The organism is Micromonospora sp. NPDC093243, from assembly GCF_044753725.1.
In the GTDB taxonomy this organism is placed as follows: Bacteria; Actinomycetota; Actinomycetes; order Mycobacteriales; family Micromonosporaceae; genus Micromonospora.
Genome location: NZ_JBIVNT010000004.1, coordinates 164063 through 179880 on the forward strand (window position 1 = coordinate 164063; position 15818 = coordinate 179880).

The 15818-nt window shown below is 72.4% G+C and carries 13 protein-coding genes; 6 read left to right on the forward strand and 7 right to left on the reverse strand.

Going from position 1 to position 15818, the window contains the following annotated elements:
- Positions 1–107: 107 nt before the first annotated feature.
- The 4 genes from ccrA (at position 108) to ACIP9D_RS14545 (ending at position 7048) form a co-directional block, all read left to right on the forward strand.
- Entirely contained in the window at positions 108–1463 is a 1356-nt protein-coding gene (gene ccrA / locus ACIP9D_RS14530; protein ID WP_350871862.1) for a crotonyl-CoA carboxylase/reductase, read from the forward strand.
- Between the two features lie 362 nt (positions 1464–1825).
- Positions 1826–3091 (forward strand): cell division protein DivIVA, encoded by a 1266-nt coding sequence (locus tag ACIP9D_RS14535; protein ID WP_350871860.1) that lies wholly within the window; start codon positions 1826–1828, stop codon positions 3089–3091.
- A 176-nt stretch (positions 3092–3267) separates the two neighbouring features.
- Positions 3268–5544, forward strand: coding sequence for a hypothetical protein (locus ACIP9D_RS14540; RefSeq protein ID WP_350871858.1), 2277 nt, complete (start codon positions 3268–3270; stop codon positions 5542–5544).
- A 391-nt stretch (positions 5545–5935) separates the two neighbouring features.
- Entirely contained in the window at positions 5936–7048 is a 1113-nt protein-coding gene (locus tag ACIP9D_RS14545; RefSeq protein WP_350872152.1) for an AI-2E family transporter, read from the forward strand.
- 5 nt (positions 7049–7053) lie between these two features.
- Here the strand turns inward: ACIP9D_RS14545 and ACIP9D_RS14550 are convergent, their stop codons facing one another.
- The 5 genes from ACIP9D_RS14550 to ACIP9D_RS14570 form a co-directional block, all read right to left on the reverse strand.
- Positions 7054–7863 (reverse strand): alpha/beta hydrolase, encoded by an 810-nt coding sequence (locus tag ACIP9D_RS14550; RefSeq protein ID WP_350871856.1) that lies wholly within the window; start codon positions 7861–7863, stop codon positions 7054–7056.
- A 67-nt stretch (positions 7864–7930) separates the two neighbouring features.
- The gene (locus tag ACIP9D_RS14555; RefSeq protein WP_350871854.1) at positions 7931–8257 is read right to left on the reverse strand and encodes a hypothetical protein; all 327 of its coding nucleotides are present in this window, start codon (positions 8255–8257) and stop codon (positions 7931–7933) included.
- A gap of 91 nt (positions 8258–8348) precedes the next feature.
- Complete coding sequence (locus ACIP9D_RS14560) at positions 8349–10139, reverse strand: 3-hydroxybutyryl-CoA dehydrogenase (RefSeq protein WP_350871852.1); 1791 nt, start codon at positions 10137–10139, stop codon at positions 8349–8351.
- Between the two features lie 207 nt (positions 10140–10346).
- Positions 10347–11417, reverse strand: a complete 1071-nt coding sequence (locus ACIP9D_RS14565; RefSeq protein WP_400449980.1) for an alpha/beta fold hydrolase — start codon at positions 11415–11417, stop codon at positions 10347–10349.
- A gap of 89 nt (positions 11418–11506) precedes the next feature.
- Entirely contained in the window at positions 11507–11923 is a 417-nt protein-coding gene (locus tag ACIP9D_RS14570) for an FHA domain-containing protein (protein WP_350871849.1), read from the reverse strand.
- A 256-nt stretch (positions 11924–12179) separates the two neighbouring features.
- Between ACIP9D_RS14570 and ACIP9D_RS14575 the strand changes: the two genes are divergently transcribed.
- A complete protein-coding gene (locus ACIP9D_RS14575) occupies positions 12180–13676 on the forward strand; it encodes an aldehyde dehydrogenase family protein (protein WP_350871847.1) in 1497 nt (498 codons plus the stop codon).
- Positions 13677–13691: 15 nt separating this feature from the next.
- Here ACIP9D_RS14575 and nucS read toward each other — a convergent pair whose 3' ends face one another.
- Positions 13692–14351 (reverse strand): endonuclease NucS, encoded by a 660-nt coding sequence (gene nucS, locus ACIP9D_RS14580; protein ID WP_350871845.1) that lies wholly within the window; start codon positions 14349–14351, stop codon positions 13692–13694.
- A gap of 71 nt (positions 14352–14422) precedes the next feature.
- Between nucS and ACIP9D_RS14585 the strand changes: the two genes are divergently transcribed.
- Entirely contained in the window at positions 14423–15040 is a 618-nt protein-coding gene (locus ACIP9D_RS14585; RefSeq protein WP_350871844.1) for a DUF4126 domain-containing protein, read from the forward strand.
- A 106-nt stretch (positions 15041–15146) separates the two neighbouring features.
- Here ACIP9D_RS14585 and ACIP9D_RS14590 read toward each other — a convergent pair whose 3' ends face one another.
- On the reverse strand, positions 15147–15737 hold the full coding sequence (locus ACIP9D_RS14590; RefSeq protein WP_350871843.1) for a hypothetical protein: 591 nt from the start codon (positions 15735–15737) through the stop codon (positions 15147–15149).
- Positions 15738–15818: the final 81 nt, after the last annotated feature.

The following is a 15818-nucleotide window of genomic DNA, read 5'->3' on the forward strand; positions in this document are numbered from 1 at the left end:
ACCGGCGCCCGATGTGTCGGTTGCCGACATGGCGGCCGGTCGCACCGGCGCCGACGATGGCAGCACCCAGACCCGTATGCGCGGGTGCCGACGAACGGGAGGTCACCGTGCAGGACATCCTCGAAGCGATCATGGCGGCGGACGATTCGAGCGACCCCGACCGCGAACTCGCCCGGCTCGCCGACCTGCCGGTGCCGGAGAGCTACCGGGGCGTGGTCGTGCGCGCCGAGGAGGCCCGGATGTTCGACGGGATGGCGACCCGGGACAAGGACCCGCGCAAGGCGCTGCACGTCCAGGAGGTCCCGACGCCGGAACTCGGCCCGGGCGAGGCGCTGGTCGCGGTGATGGCCAGCGCGATCAACTACAACACCGTCTGGACCAGCATCTTCGAGCCGCTGCCCACCTTCAAGTTCCTCCAGCGTTACGGCCGGGTCTCCGAGCTGACCCGCCGGCACGACCTGCCGTACCACGTGGTCGGCTCGGACGCGGCCGGCGTGGTGCTGCGTACCGGCCCCGGGGTTACCCGATGGCAGGCCGGCGACGAGGTCGTCGCGCACTGCCTCTCGGTGGAGCTGGAGGACGCGGCCGGGCACGACGACACGATGCTCGACCCGCAGCAGCGGATCTGGGGCTTCGAGACCAACTTCGGCGGCCTCGCCGAACTGGCCGTGGTCAAGGCCAACCAGCTGATGCCGAAGCCGCGGCACCTCAGCTGGGAGGAAGCGGCCAGTCCCGGGTTGGTCAACTCGACCGCGTACCGGCAGCTCGTGTCGCACCACGGGGCGAACATGAAGCAGGGCGACGTGGTGCTGATCTGGGGCGCCTCCGGTGGGCTGGGCGGCTACGCCACCCAGATGGCCCTGAACGGCGGGGCCATCCCGGTCTGTGTGGTCTCCTCGCCGGAGAAGGCCGAGCTGTGCCGGCAGATGGGCGCCGAGCTGGTCATCGACCGGGCGGCCGAGGGGTTCCGCTTCTGGTCCGACGAGCAGACCCAGGATCAGGACGAGTGGCGACGCTTCGGTGAACGGATCCGCGAGCTGACCGGCGGCGAGGACCCGGACATCGTCTTCGAGCACCCCGGGCGGGAGACCTTCGGCGCGAGCGTCTACGTCGCCCGGCGCGGCGGCACCATCGTCACCTGCGCCTCCACCAGCGGCTACCAGCACCAGTACGACAACCGCTACCTCTGGATGCACCTGAAGCGGATCGTCGGCAGCCACTTCGCCAACTACCACGAGGCGTGGCAGGCCAACCGGCTGGTGGCGCTGGGCAAGGTGCACCCGACGGTGTCCCGGACGTATCCGCTGGAGCAGACCGGTCAGGCCGCGTACGAGGTGCACCGCAACGCCCACCAGGGCAAGGTGGGCGTCCGCTGCCTCGCGCCGCGCGACGGCCTGGGGGTACGCGACCCGGAGCTGCGGGCCCGGCACGAGACGGCGATCAACCGGTTCCGCGGTCACTGACCGCCGACCGTCCCGGCGGCGACGAACGTCCGGGCTGGACAGCCGGGCGTGGTCACGCGGCCGGTGCCGGACGGGCCGTCCGGAGGAGCGCCGGATGACCAATCCGGTGAACCCGATTGCCTTTCGCACCGGTCGGCGAAGACCCATTCGAGTGATCTCCACCGGAGCCGGACAAAGGGCCGCGAGCTGCTCTCGCGGCCCTTTTTCGTGCCGCACTCGGCACGATCCGGCCTGCGCCGGGAGCTGCCAAGATCGGCGTTTGGTCCGGCGAACCGACCCGACGAAGTTGACCATGTAAAGAGGACCCGAAAGCTGCGCACCGCTCTTGCGAAGCACCCTGGGGCGTCTGCCAGTATGTCCCAATGCCCCAGCAGCAGTCCTCCCCTCTCGCGTTCTTCGATAACGCGAACTCGCAACCCGACTTCACCGTTGGCCTGCGCGGCTACAACGTCGGGCAGGTCGATGACTTCATCGGTCGGCTGACCGCCGCGCTGACCCAGTCCGAGCAGGCCCGTGCCGAGGCCGAACAGCGGATGAACGACGCACAGCGTCGGCTCCGCCAGGCCGAGCAGCGCATGAGCGCGCTGGAGCAGAAGCTCGCCGAGACCAACAAGCAGCTCGAGGAGAACAGCCGGCCGACCCTCTCCGGCCTCGGCACCCGCGTCGAGCAGATCCTCCGGCTGGCCGAGGAGCAGGCCAACGACCACCGCAACGAGGCGAAGCGCGAGTCGGAGGGCATCCTCTCCGCCGCCCGCCTCGAGGCGCGTGAGATCACCGACAAGGCCCGCGCCGAGGCCGCCGCGATGAAGGCCACCGCCGAGCGGGAGGCGGGCAACCTGCGCACCGCCGCCGAGCGGGAGGCGGCCGAGGTCCGGGTCCAGGCCCGACGGGAGGCCGACACGCTGCGCGCCGACGCCGACCGTGAGACCAAGCAGCTACGTACGGTCACCGCGCACGAGGTGGCCGAGCTGAAGTCCACCGTCGAGCGGGAGGTGGCCACCCTCCGGGCCACCGCCGAGCGTGAGATCACCCAGCAGCGGGCCAAGGCCGCTCGCGAGGCCGAGGAGAAGCGCGCCGAGGCGACGAAGCTGCTCACCGACGCCCGCGACAAGCGCGACAAGGACCTCCAGGCCCTGGAGCTGCAGCTCGCCGAGCGCCGCGAGAAGGCCGAGCGCGAGGAGTCCGAGCGGCACGCCGCGCAGGTGGCGCAGACCCAGAAGCTGGTCAGCGAGGCCGAGCAGCGGGCCCGGGCCGCCCAGGAGCGGGCGAAGGAGATCGAGCAGCGCGCCGAGGCCCGCCGGGTCGAGTCGGAGCGCACCGCCGCCGAGACGGTGGAGAAGGCCAAGGCACTGTCGGAGAAGACCCTCAATGAGGCGAAGAGCGAGTCGCAGCGCCTGCTCAACGAGGCGCGCACCGAGGCGGAGCTGACCACGCAGGCGGCCCGCCGCGAGGTCGAGGACCTCACCCGGCAGAAGGATGCGGTCACCTCGCAGCTCGGTCAGATGCTCTCCGGGCTCGCCGGCATCGTCCCGGGCGTGCCGCCCGCGCAGGCCGCCACCGCCGCGGCCGCCAAGCCGGAGGGCGACAAGGCCGACGGCGGCAAGGTGGCTGCGGAGACGGCCAGCTGACCCATCGCCAGGCCGGGGCATGACACGGCGCGGGGCGGCACCGGGCGACCGGTGCCGCCCCGCGCTGTACGCGTTTCCCGACCGTCCGTAGCCGTCGGCGCGACCGGAGTGAAGTAGCTCCCAAGAGGGGCGTCCGTATCGCCCCAGCAGAGGGCGATGCGTGTGAGGATGGGGGCATGTCGCACGGCGAGGAACTGTTCGCACTCGGCGGGGACGTGGCAACGGAGCCCAGCTTCGAGTCCGCTCTGCGGGGATACGAGAAGAAGCAGGTCGACCGCTACGTCGCCCGCGCGGAGCACGAGATCACGACCCTCGCGGCGGAACGGGAACAGGCGTACACACAGATCCACAAGCTGGCCGGCCAGGTCGAGGTGCTCCAGCGGGATCTCGCCCAGGTGCGCAAGCAGATCGGGGTGGTGGACCGCGCTTCGTTCCGGCACCTCGGCCCCCGGGTCGAGCAGATCCTCACGATGGCCGAGGAGCAGGCCGACGAGATCGTCAGCGCCGCCAACCAGGAGATCGAGTCTCGCCGGGCCGCCGCCGAGCACATCATCGAGGATGCTCGCGAGCAGGCCGCGAAGGCGCTGAAGGACTTCGAGATCGCCCTCGCCGCCCGACGCGCGGAGGAGGAGCGGCAGAGCGCCGCCCGCCGGGCCGAGTCGGAGGCCACGCTGCGGTCGGCCAAGGAGGAGGCCGCGAAGCTGCGCCGGACCGCGCAGGACGAGTTGGCCCGGGCCCAGCAGGAGGCCACCCAGCTGCGGGAGACCGCCAAGGAGATCCACACCCGGGCGCAGCAGGAGTCCACGAAGCTGCGCGAGGCCGCCCGGGAGGCGCTGGCCAAGGCGCAGCAGGAGGCGACCCAGCTGCGCGACGCCGCCAAGGAGGTGCACGCCAACGCCCAGCAGGAAGCCAAGCGACTCGTCGACCAGGCGACCGAGGCTGGGCGGGCCACCCACGCCAAGGCGCAGCGGGAGGCCAAGCAGATCATCGACGACGCGTCGATGGCCGGCCGGGCCACCCGGGCCAAGGCTCAGCAGGAAGCGGAGCGGCTCACCACTCAGGCGGCCGAGTCGGCCAAGCGCAACCGCACCGAGACCGAGGCGTACGTCCAGCGGATGCGCACCGAGACCGAGGCGTACGTGCAGCAGGCGCGGGCGCAGACCCAGCAGGAGCTGGGTGCCTGGCGGGCCGGGGTGGAGCAGGAGGTGAACTCCCGCCGGGAGGCCGCCGACCGCGAGCTGGCTCAGCGCCGCGCCGCCGCCGAGCAGGAGTTCGCCAAGCGCCGCGACGAGTTGGAGAAGAAGTACACCGCCCGTCAGCAGGAGCTGGAGACCGGCTTCACCGGCCGGCAGAAGGAGCTGGAAACGGGTTACGCCAGCCGGAAGCAGGAGCTGGAGTCCAGCTTCACCTCCCGGCGGGACCAGCTGGAGGCCGAGTACACGGCCCGCAAGAACGAGATCGAGCAGGGCGCGGACCAGATCCGGCAGACCGCCGAGCGGGATGCCGCCACCCTGCGGCAGCAGGCCGAGGAGCAGTCCACCGAGCTGCTGCGCCAGGCCGAGACGGAGTCGGCCGAGAAGCGCCGCACGGCCGACGAGCACGTCGCCACGTCCCGGCGGCAGTTCGAGGAGTACGCGGCGACGACCCAGCAGCACCTGGCCACCACCCAGCAGCACCTCGCCGCGACCCAGCAGGAGGCCGCGGCCGGGCGGCAGCAGCTCGCCCAGGTGATGCTGGAGATCGCCCAGGCCCAGCAGCAGCTCGCCGACCTGCGGCAGGAGACCTGGAAGTCCCGGCAGGAGTTCGACGACGTCCAGCGGCAGCTCACCGAGGTGCGGATGCAGGCTGCCAGCGGGCGGGGCGGCACCGACGGACCGACCTCACCGGCCCCGGCGGGGACCGTCGGCCCCGCGTCGGCCGCCGGACCGGCCGTGGCGGCCCGGCCGGTCGAACCCGCGCGGGGTAAGAGCGCCGACCCGACGGCCAAGCCGGCCGGCACCCGACCGGGCGACCCGAAGGCGGAGCCGAGCGCCGGCCAGCCGGTCGGAGCGACGGCGAAGTCCCCCGACAGCAAGGCCCAGCCGGTCGGGGCGACGGCTCAGTCCACCGACGGCACGGCCCAGCCGGGCGCCACGACGGCGCAGCCCGGCGGCGGCGCCAGCACCGCTGGCGTGACGGCAGAGCCGGCCACCGCCGAGGGCGAACCGGCACCGGAGGGGTCCGGCGAGTCGAAGGCCCGGCCGGTGGCGGAGCCGGTGACCACGGTGGACGACGGCGCCGCCGGCGCGGCCGTGGACGGCGAGCCGACGGTGGCCGCGGTGCCCGGCGAGGGCGGTCGGGGCGCCACCCCCACGAAGATCACCAGTACCGGCGAGAACGGCAAGCGGCCCAGCAAGCCGACCACCGACGAGCGCGCCGCCAAGCCCAGCACCGTCACCGTCGAGAAGGACTGACCGCGGGCGCCCCGCTCCGGCAAGGGAAGCTTCGTTGTCTCCGAGCGTGATACCGCTGAGTCATATTGATGCCTCAGCGGTATCACGCCCAAGGTGACATCCGGGTGCCCCCGAACTCCAGGTTCGACGTGCTGCGAGGCGGAAGCGGGTCGGCCGGCTGGGCGGGCGGCCAGTAGTCTCCCGGGCAGGGCCGGAAGGCCGGCGTGGGCCGGCTGGACGGGATGGGGCGGCCAGGCCGCCGGACTCGCCGGAGGACGTGGTGACGCAGGACGGGCCGACGACCGACGGACCGGGCCCGGAGCACCCTGGCTCGCCGGACCCCGCTGACGCGGAGCCGGCCGGGACGCGTCGGCACACCCCCGACCCCCGCACCCAGGGCCCACCGCACCCGGTGGCGACGGCCCCCGCCGGCGCGTCGGCGGACGATCCGCTCGACCCGCCACCGGCCACCGGTTCGGGCCGGTTCGGGCCACCCGGGCGGCCCCTGCGCCGCAGCAGCTTCCTGGTCGGCTTCACCGGGGCGCTCGGCGTGCTGCTGGCGTACACCCTCTATCTCGGCGTGCGCAACGCCGCCGGCATCCTGGTCCTGGTGGTGATCGCGCTCTTCCTCGCGGTCGGCCTCTACCCGGCGGTGGCCCGGCTGCGCTCCTGGGGCCTGCCGCACGGGCTGGCCGTCGCGCTGGTCACCACCGCCGTGGTGCTGCTGCTCTGCGGCGGGGTGGTGGCGCTGGTGCCGCCGATCGTCACCCAGTCCGGTCAGTTCGTCGAGCAACTCCCGAGCTACGTCGAGGACCTGCGCCGCAGCGAGACGGTCAACGACCTGGTCGAGCGGTACGACCTGGTGCAGCGGGTGCAGGGGGCGGTGAACGCGGACACCCTGAGCCGGGCCCTCGGTGGGGTGCTCGGCGGGGCGCAACTGATCTTCGGCACCATCTTCCGGATCCTGACCGTGCTGGTGCTGACCATCTACTTCCTGGCCTACTTCAACCGGCTGCGGTCCCTGGGCTACGCCCTGGTGCCGCAGTCCCGGCGGGAGCGGGTGCAGCTGATCGGTGACGAGATCCTGGCCAAGGTCGGCGCCTACATGGTCGGCGCGCTGAGCATCGCGGTGCTGGCCGGCGTGAGCACGTTCATCTTCGCGTTGATCGTCGGGTTGGCGTACCCGATCGCGCTGGCCGTGGTGGTCGCGGTGACCGACCTGATCCCGCAGATCGGTGCCACCCTCGGCGCGGTGATCGTGAGCCTGGTCGGCTTCGCCACCGACCTCCCGGCCGGCATCGCCTGCGTGGTCTTCTTCCTGATCTACCAGCAGGTGGAGAACTACCTCATCTACCCGAAGGTGATGCGCCGCTCGGTCGAGGTCAACGAGGTGGCCGCTCTGCTCGCGGCGCTGCTCGGGGTGGCGCTGATCGGCGTGGTGGGCGCGCTCATCGCCATTCCCACGGTGGCCGCCATCCAGCTCATCCTGCGCGAGGTGGTGCTGCCCCGGCAGCAGTCGCGGTGACGCGGTCAGCCGGCCTGCGCCTGCGGCGGGCCGGGCACCGGCCGGTCCGCGAACGACGCGACCGTCCGGTCCGCGTACGCGCTGACGTCGCCGGTCTCCATCGGGCCGTCCCAGGTGGTGGGCAGGGGCACCGAGGCGGCCGGGTTCACCCGGCGGACCACCTCGTCGAGCACCCGCTCGGCGTCACCGACCCAGAGGTGCTTCGCCCCCGGCACGCCCACCACCTCGGCCTGCGGCACCGCCGCGAACCGCTTCCGGGCCTCGTCCGGGCGCAGGTAGTCGTCGAACTCGGGCACCAGCGCCACCAGCGGCCGACCGGAGTTCGCCCAGCTCGTCAGGTCCTCGGGAGCGGAGTAGCGCAGCGGCGGCGAGAGCAGGATCGCGCCGGAGATGGCCGGGTCACAGCCGTACTTCAGGGCCAGATCGGTGCCGAACGACCAGCCGAGCAGCCAGATGTTCGGCAGCTCGTGGAACTCGGCGTACTCGATCGCGGCGGCAACGTCGTAGCGCTCGCCGACCGCGTTGTCGAAGGCGCCCTCGCTGGTCCCACGCATGCTGCTGGTGCCCCGGGTGTTCAACCGGAGCACCGCGAGGTCGGCCAGCGCGGGCAGCCGCCAGGCCGCCTTGCGGAAGACGTGGCTGTCCATCATCCCGCCGTGGGTGGGCAGCGGGTGCAGGCAGACCAGGGTGGCCACCGGCGCCCGGTCGACCGGGCGGGCCAGCTCGCCGACGAGCCGGAGCCCGTCTGCGGTGTGCAGCTCGATGTCCTCCCGGTGCCCGGGCAGGATGGACGACGCGCGGATCGGTGTGCTCACCGCTCAAGTCTGTCGCGAAGTCGCCGCTGCCGCCCGTCCGGGGACCGAACAGGGTGATCCAGATCGCTCAGCCGTAGCGCGGGGCGCTACGGCCGCGCTGGATCGCCGGGCCGCGCCGGTCGCGGGCCCGCCAGCAGCCGCTGTGCCAGTGCCGGCGGTCGGTCAGGTCACCCCGACCGTCCGCCGGCCAGGCGACCAGGTGGGCCACCCCGGGACGGATCTCCTGCTCACAGCCGGGGCAGCGGTACGTCTTGATCGACGCACCGCCGCTGATCCCGCGTACCTGCCACTCGCCGTCGCGCCACTGCTGGACCGACTCGACGCCCTGGCGGGCCCGGTCGGCGTCCAGGTGGGCGGCGTCGTCCCGGCGGGGACGGTTGCGACGAGGACTCACGTAGCCAAGGTTACGGTCACTGCCAGGTGGCCGGCTCGCCAAGGTCGTCGGCCACCCGGAGCCCCCGATCGGTGCCGGCGGTTGACACCGGTCAGCGGTGGGTGTGGTCCCGGAAGCCCCGGCCGGTCTTGCGGCCCAGGTAACCGGCGGTGACCAGGTGCTCCAGCAGCGGCGCGGGGGCGAAGCCGGGCTCGCGCAGCTCCAGGTAGAGCTCCCGCTGGATGGCCAGCGAGACGTCCAGGCCGACCACGTCCAGCAGCTCGAACGGGCCCATCGGGTAGCCGCAGCCGAGCTTCATCGCGTGGTCGATGTCGTCCGCGGTCGAGTAGCTCGCCTCCAGCATCTTCACCGCGTCGTTCAGGTAGGGGAAGAGCAGCGCGTTGACGATGAACCCGGAGCGGTCCCCGCAGACCACCGCGGTCTTGCCGAGCGCGGCGCAGACCGCGCGGGCGGTGGCGGTGGCCTCCGGCGAGGTACGGATGGTCCGCACCACCTCGACCAGCGGCATGATCGGGGCCGGGTTGAAGAAGTGCAGCCCGACCACGTCGGCCGGCCGCTGGGTGGCCATCGCCACGTCGATCACCGGCAGCGAGGAGGTGGTGGTGGCGAGCACGACACCCGGCTTGCAGATCTCGTCCAGGCTGACGAAGAGCGCCTTCTTCACGCTCAACTCCTCGACCACCGCCTCGACCACCAGGTCGACGTCGGCGAGGTGGTCGAGCGTCGCCGACCAGGTGATCCGGCCGAGCGCGGCGTCCCGGTCGTCCTCGCTGAGCTTGCCGCGCACCACACCCTTGTTGAGGGAGGTCTTCACCGCCTCACAGACCCGCCCGGACTTCTCCGCGCCCCGGGTCACCGAGACCACCTCGTAGCCGGCCTTGGCGAAGACCTCGATGATGCCGGTGGCCATCGTTCCGGAGCCGACCACACCCACCTTCCCGATGGCGCGGGCGCCGTCGGCGAGCGCGGCCCCGGTGGCGACCGGCGTCGCCTCGTCCGGCACGACCACCGGGGAGCCGGGCCGCTCGTAGGTGTAGAAGCCCCGGCCGGACTTACGGCCGAGCAGCCCGGCGGTGACCATCTGCTTGATCAGCGGCACCGGTGCGTGCCGGCGGTCCCGCCCGCCGCGCCGGTACATGGTGTCCAGGATCTCGTAGGCGGTGTCCAGGCCGATCAGGTCCATCAGCGCCAGCGGGCCCATCGGCAGGCCGCAGCCGAGCTTCATCGCGGCGTCGATGTCCTCCCGGCTGGCGTAGTGCGACTCGAACATGCCGACCGCGTGGTTGAGATAGCCGAAGAGCAGCGCGTTGGCGATGAAGCCGGCGCGGTCGTTGATGGTGACGTCGACCTTGCCGAGCCGGGCGCAGAGCGCCTCCACGTCGGCGACCACCTCGGCCGAGGTGACCACGGTCCGGACCACCTCGACCAGCTTCATCACCGGCGCCGGGTTGAAGAAGTGGATGCCGATGACCTGGTTGGGCCGGTGCGTGGCGACGGAGATCTCGGTGACGCTCAACGAGGAGGTGTTGGTGGCCAGGATCGCCTCGGGCTTGCAGACCCGGTCCAGCTCGGCGAAGACCCGCTGCTTCAGGTCGAGGTGCTCGGGCACCGCCTCGATCACCAGGTCGACCGAGTGCAGGGCGTCCAGCCCGACCGCGAAGTGCACCCGGCTGAGCAGCGCGTCGCGGTCCGCCGGGTCGAGTTTGCCCTTGGCGACCGCCCGGTCGGTGGAGCCGGTCAGGGTGACCCGGCCGCGCTCCACGGCCGGCTCGGAGATCTCCACGGCGACGACGTCGATGCCGTTGCGGGCGAAGACCTCGACGATGCCGGCACCCATGGTGCCCAGTCCCACCACACCGACGGTGTTGAACTCGCGCGCCACGACCGGCCTCCCCAAAGGCTCCGCACGGCCACATGAACGGCCGCTAAGGTTATGCGCGCGAGTCTGCCACGTGACGCTCGGTTGTCGAGACGCCGTGGCATATTTCACCCACTGCGCCCGCGCCCGACCACGCCACCCGGCCACGGCCGCTCCGGGGTCGGGCCGCCCGGCTTCGGGTGCGCTCGGGCGGCCCGGGTCCGGGGGCGGTCAGACGGCCGGGACGGCGGTCAGCGCCAGCAGCTCGGCCACGAACTCGGCGGGCCGCTCCAGGTGCGGGCTGTGCCCACAGCCCGGGAGCACCACCTCGCGGTACGCGCCACCGGCGGCCGCGTACCGGTCGAGCACCGCCCGGGTCTGGCCGATCATCGGCTGTGGCGGGCACTGGGCCTCGCCGGGCCAAGCGGGCAGCACGCCCAGCGAGCCGAGGTAGGCCAGGTCGAAGAGCGAGGTGTCCGAGACGATCACGTCAGAGTCGCCGCGTACCCAGGTGACCGGCGGCTTCCCGGCGACCTCGACCAGCTCGTCGGCGACCCGGAAGTACGTCGGCGCGAGAGCGTTGAGCACCCCGCGCTCACCGGGCGCGGTGCCCGGCCAGTTCGCCGAGGCGACCGCGGTGCCGGGGTAGTTGTCGTCCCCGGTCGCCGTGGACAGCACGGTGTCCAGCAGCAACTCCTCGTCCGCACCGAGCGAGGCCGGGTCCGCGACGTAGGTGGCCCGCAGCACGTTGCGGGGGCTGGCCTGGGCGTCGTCGCCGCGGTCCTGGGCGGCCAGCCGGGCGACGAAGTCGGGGTTCGCGGTGCCCGCCCCGGTACCGGCGAAGTCCGGCGTGGTCGGGGTGCCGGCCACGTCGCGGGTGCCGCCGAAACCGTACGGGGAGACCGGAGCGGCGAGCAGCAGCCCGGCCACCCGGTGCGGGTGGTCGACGAGCAGCTGCATCGCCACCCCACCGCCGAGTGAGTGCCCGACCACCACCGGGCGGGCGCCGGCGGCGAAGAGGCCCGGTTCGTCGAGCAGGGCGGCGACGTCGTCGGCGAAGTCGCGCAGGCCCCGGGTGGCGTCCACCGGGGCGGTCTGCGTGTCGCCGTAGCCGCGCAGGTCGGGAGCGACCACCCGGAGCGTGTGCGGCAGCCGCCGTACCAGCGGCTCCCAGAAGGCGGCCGACGAGCAGTTGCCGTGCACCAGCAGCACCGGCACGCCGTCCGGCGGCCCGGCCACCCGTACCGCCTGGGTGATGCCGTTCGCCGTGACGATCCGCTGCTCGGTCTCCATCGGGCGCATGCTGCCAGCTCGCCGCAGGCCGGTCCATGTGGCTCGTCCCCACCTTGCGGCGGCCCCTGGTGTGGCGGCCGGCCGGGTCGGTGCCCAGCTCAGCGCAGCCTGGTCGGCGGCGTCGCCAGCGGCAGCGGCAACGTGGGCCGGTGGTCCCGGCGGGGCGGGCCGAAGCTGATCCCGACCGGGTCGGTACGCGCCACACCCGGGTCGAAGAAGCGCAGCTCGGTGCGGCCGAGGCGGATCACGTCGCCGTCGGCGAGCCGGGTTACCTCGTTGATCCGCTGGTCGTTCAGCCAGGTGCCGTTGGTCGAGTCGAGGTCGCGCAGTGAGGCGCCGTCGGGCGCCAGCCAGACCTCGGCGTGCCGCCGGCTCAGATGCGGGTCGTGGACGACCACGTCGACCGTCGGGGCCCGGCCGATCACCTGTGGATGGAGGCCCAGCCGGAAGCTCGCCCCGCGCATCGGGCCGCCGGCGACCGTCAGCAACGGCAACAGTTCGGAACGCTCCTCCATGGACCCCTCAGCCCTCCACCCGGCACCGTCACTCCGCGCGTCAGCCTGCCATCAGACGGTAGTCGCCATCCACCGCCGCGCGGCCACCTCCGCGTCGCCGGCCGGACACCTTCCGTTCCCCGATTCGGGCGGCCGGGCTGGTCACCTCCATCCTGTCGCCGCGGTGGCCCAGCGCCTGTCGGACGCGCCGCGGGATGCCACATTTCGGCCGTTCGTCTCCCTACCAGCGAGTAATCTTCGGGTCTAGACTTCCGCCATGACGGCTGTGCATGTCCCGGGCGCCCCGGTCATCTCCGACGGCACGCTGGTCTCCACCAGCCCGGCCACCGGCGCCGAGGCCGGGCGGTTCCCGGTCGCCACCGCCGCGGAGGTGGCGGCGACGGTCGAGCGGGCCCGCGTCGCCGGCCAGTGGTGGGCCGGGCTCGGCTTCGCCGGCCGCCGGACGCGGCTGCTGCGCTGGCGGGCCCTGCTCGCCCAGCGGATCGAGCAGCTCGCCGAGCTGGTGCACGTCGAGGGTGGCAAGCCGGTCGCCGACGCCATCGTCGAGATAGTCACCGCGATCGAGCACATCGACTGGGCCGCCCGCAACGCCCGCCGGGTGCTCGGCCCGCGTCGGGTCCGCTCCCGGCTGATCCTCGCCGAGTTCTCCGGCCACCTGGAATACCAGCCGCACGGTGTGGTCGGAGTGATCGGCCCGTGGAACTATCCGGTCTTCACCCCGATCGGCTCCACCGCCTACGCGCTGGCGGCCGGCAACGCGGTGGTCTTCAAACCCAGCGAGTACACGCCCGCCGTCGGCCAGTGGCTGGTGGACAGCTTTGCCGAGGTGGTGCCGGAGCAGCCGGTCCTCGTCGCGGTGCACGGTCTCGGCGACGTCGGGGCGGCGCTCTGTCGCTCCGGGGTCGGCAAGGTGGCCTTCACCGGCTCCACGGCCACCGCGAAGAAGGTGATGGCCGCCTGCGCCGAGTCGCTGACGCCGGTGCTGCTCGAGGCGGGCGGCAAGGACGCCATGATCGTCGACGCGGACGCCGACCTGGACGCCGCCGCCGAGGCCTGCGTCTGGGGCGGGTTGACCAACGCCGGGCAGACCTGCATCGGCATCGAGCGGGTCTACGCGGTCGAGCCGGTCTTCGACGCCTTCGTCGAGAAGGTGGTCGCCCGCGCCGGCCGGCTGACCGTCGGCCCGGACGGCGCCGACCTCGGCCCGATCACGATGCCCGACCAGCTCGCCGTGATCCGCCGGCACATCGACGACGCGCTGGCCCGGGGCGGGCGGGCGGTGCTGGGCGGCGCGGACGCGGTGCAGCCGCCCTACGTACGGCCGACGGTGCTCGTCGACGTTCCGGAGGATTCGGCTGCGGTCCGGGAGGAGACGTTCGGCCCGACGCTGACCATCAACCGGGTCCGCGACGCCGACGAGGCCGTCGCCAAGGCCAACGCCCTGCCGTACGGCCTGGGCGGCTCGGTCTTCGGCCGGCGGCAGGCGGTGGCGATCGCCCGGCGGCTGCGCTCGGGGATGGCCTCGGTCAACTCGACCCTCACCTTCGCCGGAATGTCCACGCTGCCGTTCGGCGGGGTGGGCGACTCGGGCTTCGGCCGGATCCACGGCGAGGACGGGCTGCGCGAGTTCGGCCGGGCCAAGGCGATCACCCGGCGGCGGGCCCGTTCGCTGCTGCCCTCGATGACCTTCGAACGCACCCCGGCCGACGTGGCCCGACTCGTCAAGGCAATCAAGGTGATGTACGGCAGGTGAGCGCCGGACCGCCGATCAGAACAGCGTCAGCTCGTCGCGCTCGATGCCGCGCAGCTTGTCGTAGTCGACGACCACGCAGCGGATCCCCCGGTCGGTGGCGAGCACCCGCGCCTGGGGCTTGATCTCCTGCGCGGCGAAGACCCCGGTGACCGGGGCCAGCAGCGGATCACGGTTCATCAGTTCGAGGTAGCGGGTGAGCTGCTCCACCCCGTCGATCTCGCCGCGCCGCTTCACCTCGACGGCGACCGCCCGGGAGTCGGCGTCCCGGCAGAGCAGGTCCACCGGGCCGATCGCGGTCATGTACTCCCGACGGACCAGCGTGAACCCCTCGCCCAGCGTGCCCGGGTTGGCGGCCAGCAACTCCTGGAGGTGCGCCTCCACGCCGTCCTTGCGCAGCCCCGGGTCGATGCCCAGCTCGTACGAGGTGTCCTGGAAGATCTCCTCAAGGGTGATCCGCAGCTCCTCGCCGGCCTTGTTGACCACCCGCCACACTCCCGGCGCCTCTTCCAGCCGGCAGGGCGGACTCATCCAGTTGAGCGGCTTGTACGCACGGTCGTCGGCGTGAATGGAGACCGACCCGTCGGCCTTCACCATGAGCAACCGGGTCGCCGGCGGCAGGTGCGCCGAGAGTCGTCCGACATAGTCCACCGAGCACTTCGCAATGACCAACCGCACCCGACGAGGGTAGCGGAGGGGCCGGCGATCGCCACCGAGCGGCACTGGCGCGCCGATGGGATGCTGAGACCGTGCTCGAACTCCTCACCGGAACCGGCCTCGCCGCCTCGGCGGGACTGAACGCCTACATCCCGCTGCTCATCATGGGTCTGCTCGCCCGGTACACCGATCTGGTCGACCTGCCGGGCGGCTGGTCCTGGCTCGGGAACGGCTGGGTCATCGCCATCCTGGCGGTGCTGCTCGCCGTCGAGGTGGTCGCCGACAAGGTGCCGGTGGTCGACCACGTCAACGACGTGGTGCAGACCGTGGTCCGGCCGACCGCGGGAGGCCTGGCCTTCGGCGCGGGCTCGACCGCGGAGACGGTCACGGTGAGCGACCCGGGCAGCTTCTTCTCCTCGCACCAGTGGGTGCCGGTGGCGACCGGCGTGCTCATCGCCTTCGGCGTGCACCTGCTCAAGTCGGCAGCCCGGCCGGTCATCAACGCGACCACCGCCGGGGTCGGCGCCCCGGTGGCCAGCACCGCCGAGGACGCGACCAGCGCGCTGATGTCGGTCGTCGCGATCCTGCTGCCGGTGCTGGTGCTGCTCTTCCTGGCCGGACTGGTGGTCTTCGTCTTCTGGTTCCGGCGCCGCCGCGCCGACCGTCGCCGGGAACGGCAGGCGGCCCGGGCTGCCGGCTTCCGCGTCTGACTCTGACGGCCGCCGCGACTCCGGCGCTCGGTCGGCCGCGACACGCGGAGACGCCGCTGGCCGGCACCCGTCTCCGGGTGCCGGCCAGCGGTCAGATCGTGCTGTGTCAGCTGTTCCAGTACTGGGCGACCAGGTCAGCGGCCTGCTGCTCCCACTGGGCGTAGGCGTCCGGGTAAGCCGACACCTGCACCGTCTGCGCGGCCTCGGTCAGCGGCATGTCCTGCCACCCGTCGACCTGCTTCAGACCCTTCTGGAACGCCATCGTCGAGTAGACGGGATCCGTGATCTGCTCCGGCGTACCCCAACCACTGGACGGGCGCTGCTGGAACAGACCCAGCGAGTCATGGTCGTTCATGTCGCCGAGGTGGCCCAGGTTCTCCAGCTTCGACTCCTGCAGGCTCGTGGCGATCGAGATGACCGCGGCCCGCTCGTCCAGACCCGACTTCTTCGTCGCCGCGATGATCGCCTTGACATTCGCGACCTGCTCGTCGTTCAGGTCGATACGCGACTGCTCGCCCTGCACGCCGTGCGGGATCAGCTTGCCGGTGTCCACACCCGGCTTGTCGACCTGCAACACCGCAACAGGCTTGCCGTCGACCGGCTGCGCGTTGTGCGCCGCGATCGGACCACCGATCACACCACCGGCGAACGCCAGACCAGCAAGACCGATAACACTCTTACGCATGATCGTGTTCATCAGGAAAGCTCCAATTCGGGGGTAGACACCCACAGCCGATAGGGGTCGGCGACGTGCGCGCGGGTGTAAAGCACCTCGACA

Bases quoted from the DNA above. Each gene is read 5' to 3' on its own strand.
- ACIP9D_RS14565 (WP_400449980.1), bottom strand. From the start codon at position 11,417: ATGCGCCCGATGGAGACCGAGCAGCGGATCGTCACGGCGAACGGCATC.
- ACIP9D_RS14540 (WP_350871858.1), top strand. From the start codon at position 3,268: ATGTCGCACGGCGAGGAACTGTTCGCACTCGGCGGGGACGTGGCAACG.
- ACIP9D_RS14535 (WP_350871860.1), top strand. From the start codon at position 1,826: ATGCCCCAGCAGCAGTCCTCCCCTCTCGCGTTCTTCGATAACGCGAAC.
- ACIP9D_RS14575 (WP_350871847.1), top strand. From the start codon at position 12,180: ATGACGGCTGTGCATGTCCCGGGCGCCCCGGTCATCTCCGACGGCACG.
- ACIP9D_RS14590 (WP_350871843.1), bottom strand. From the start codon at position 15,737: ATGAACACGATCATGCGTAAGAGTGTTATCGGTCTTGCTGGTCTGGCG.
- ACIP9D_RS14570 (WP_350871849.1), bottom strand. From the start codon at position 11,923: ATGGAGGAGCGTTCCGAACTGTTGCCGTTGCTGACGGTCGCCGGCGGC.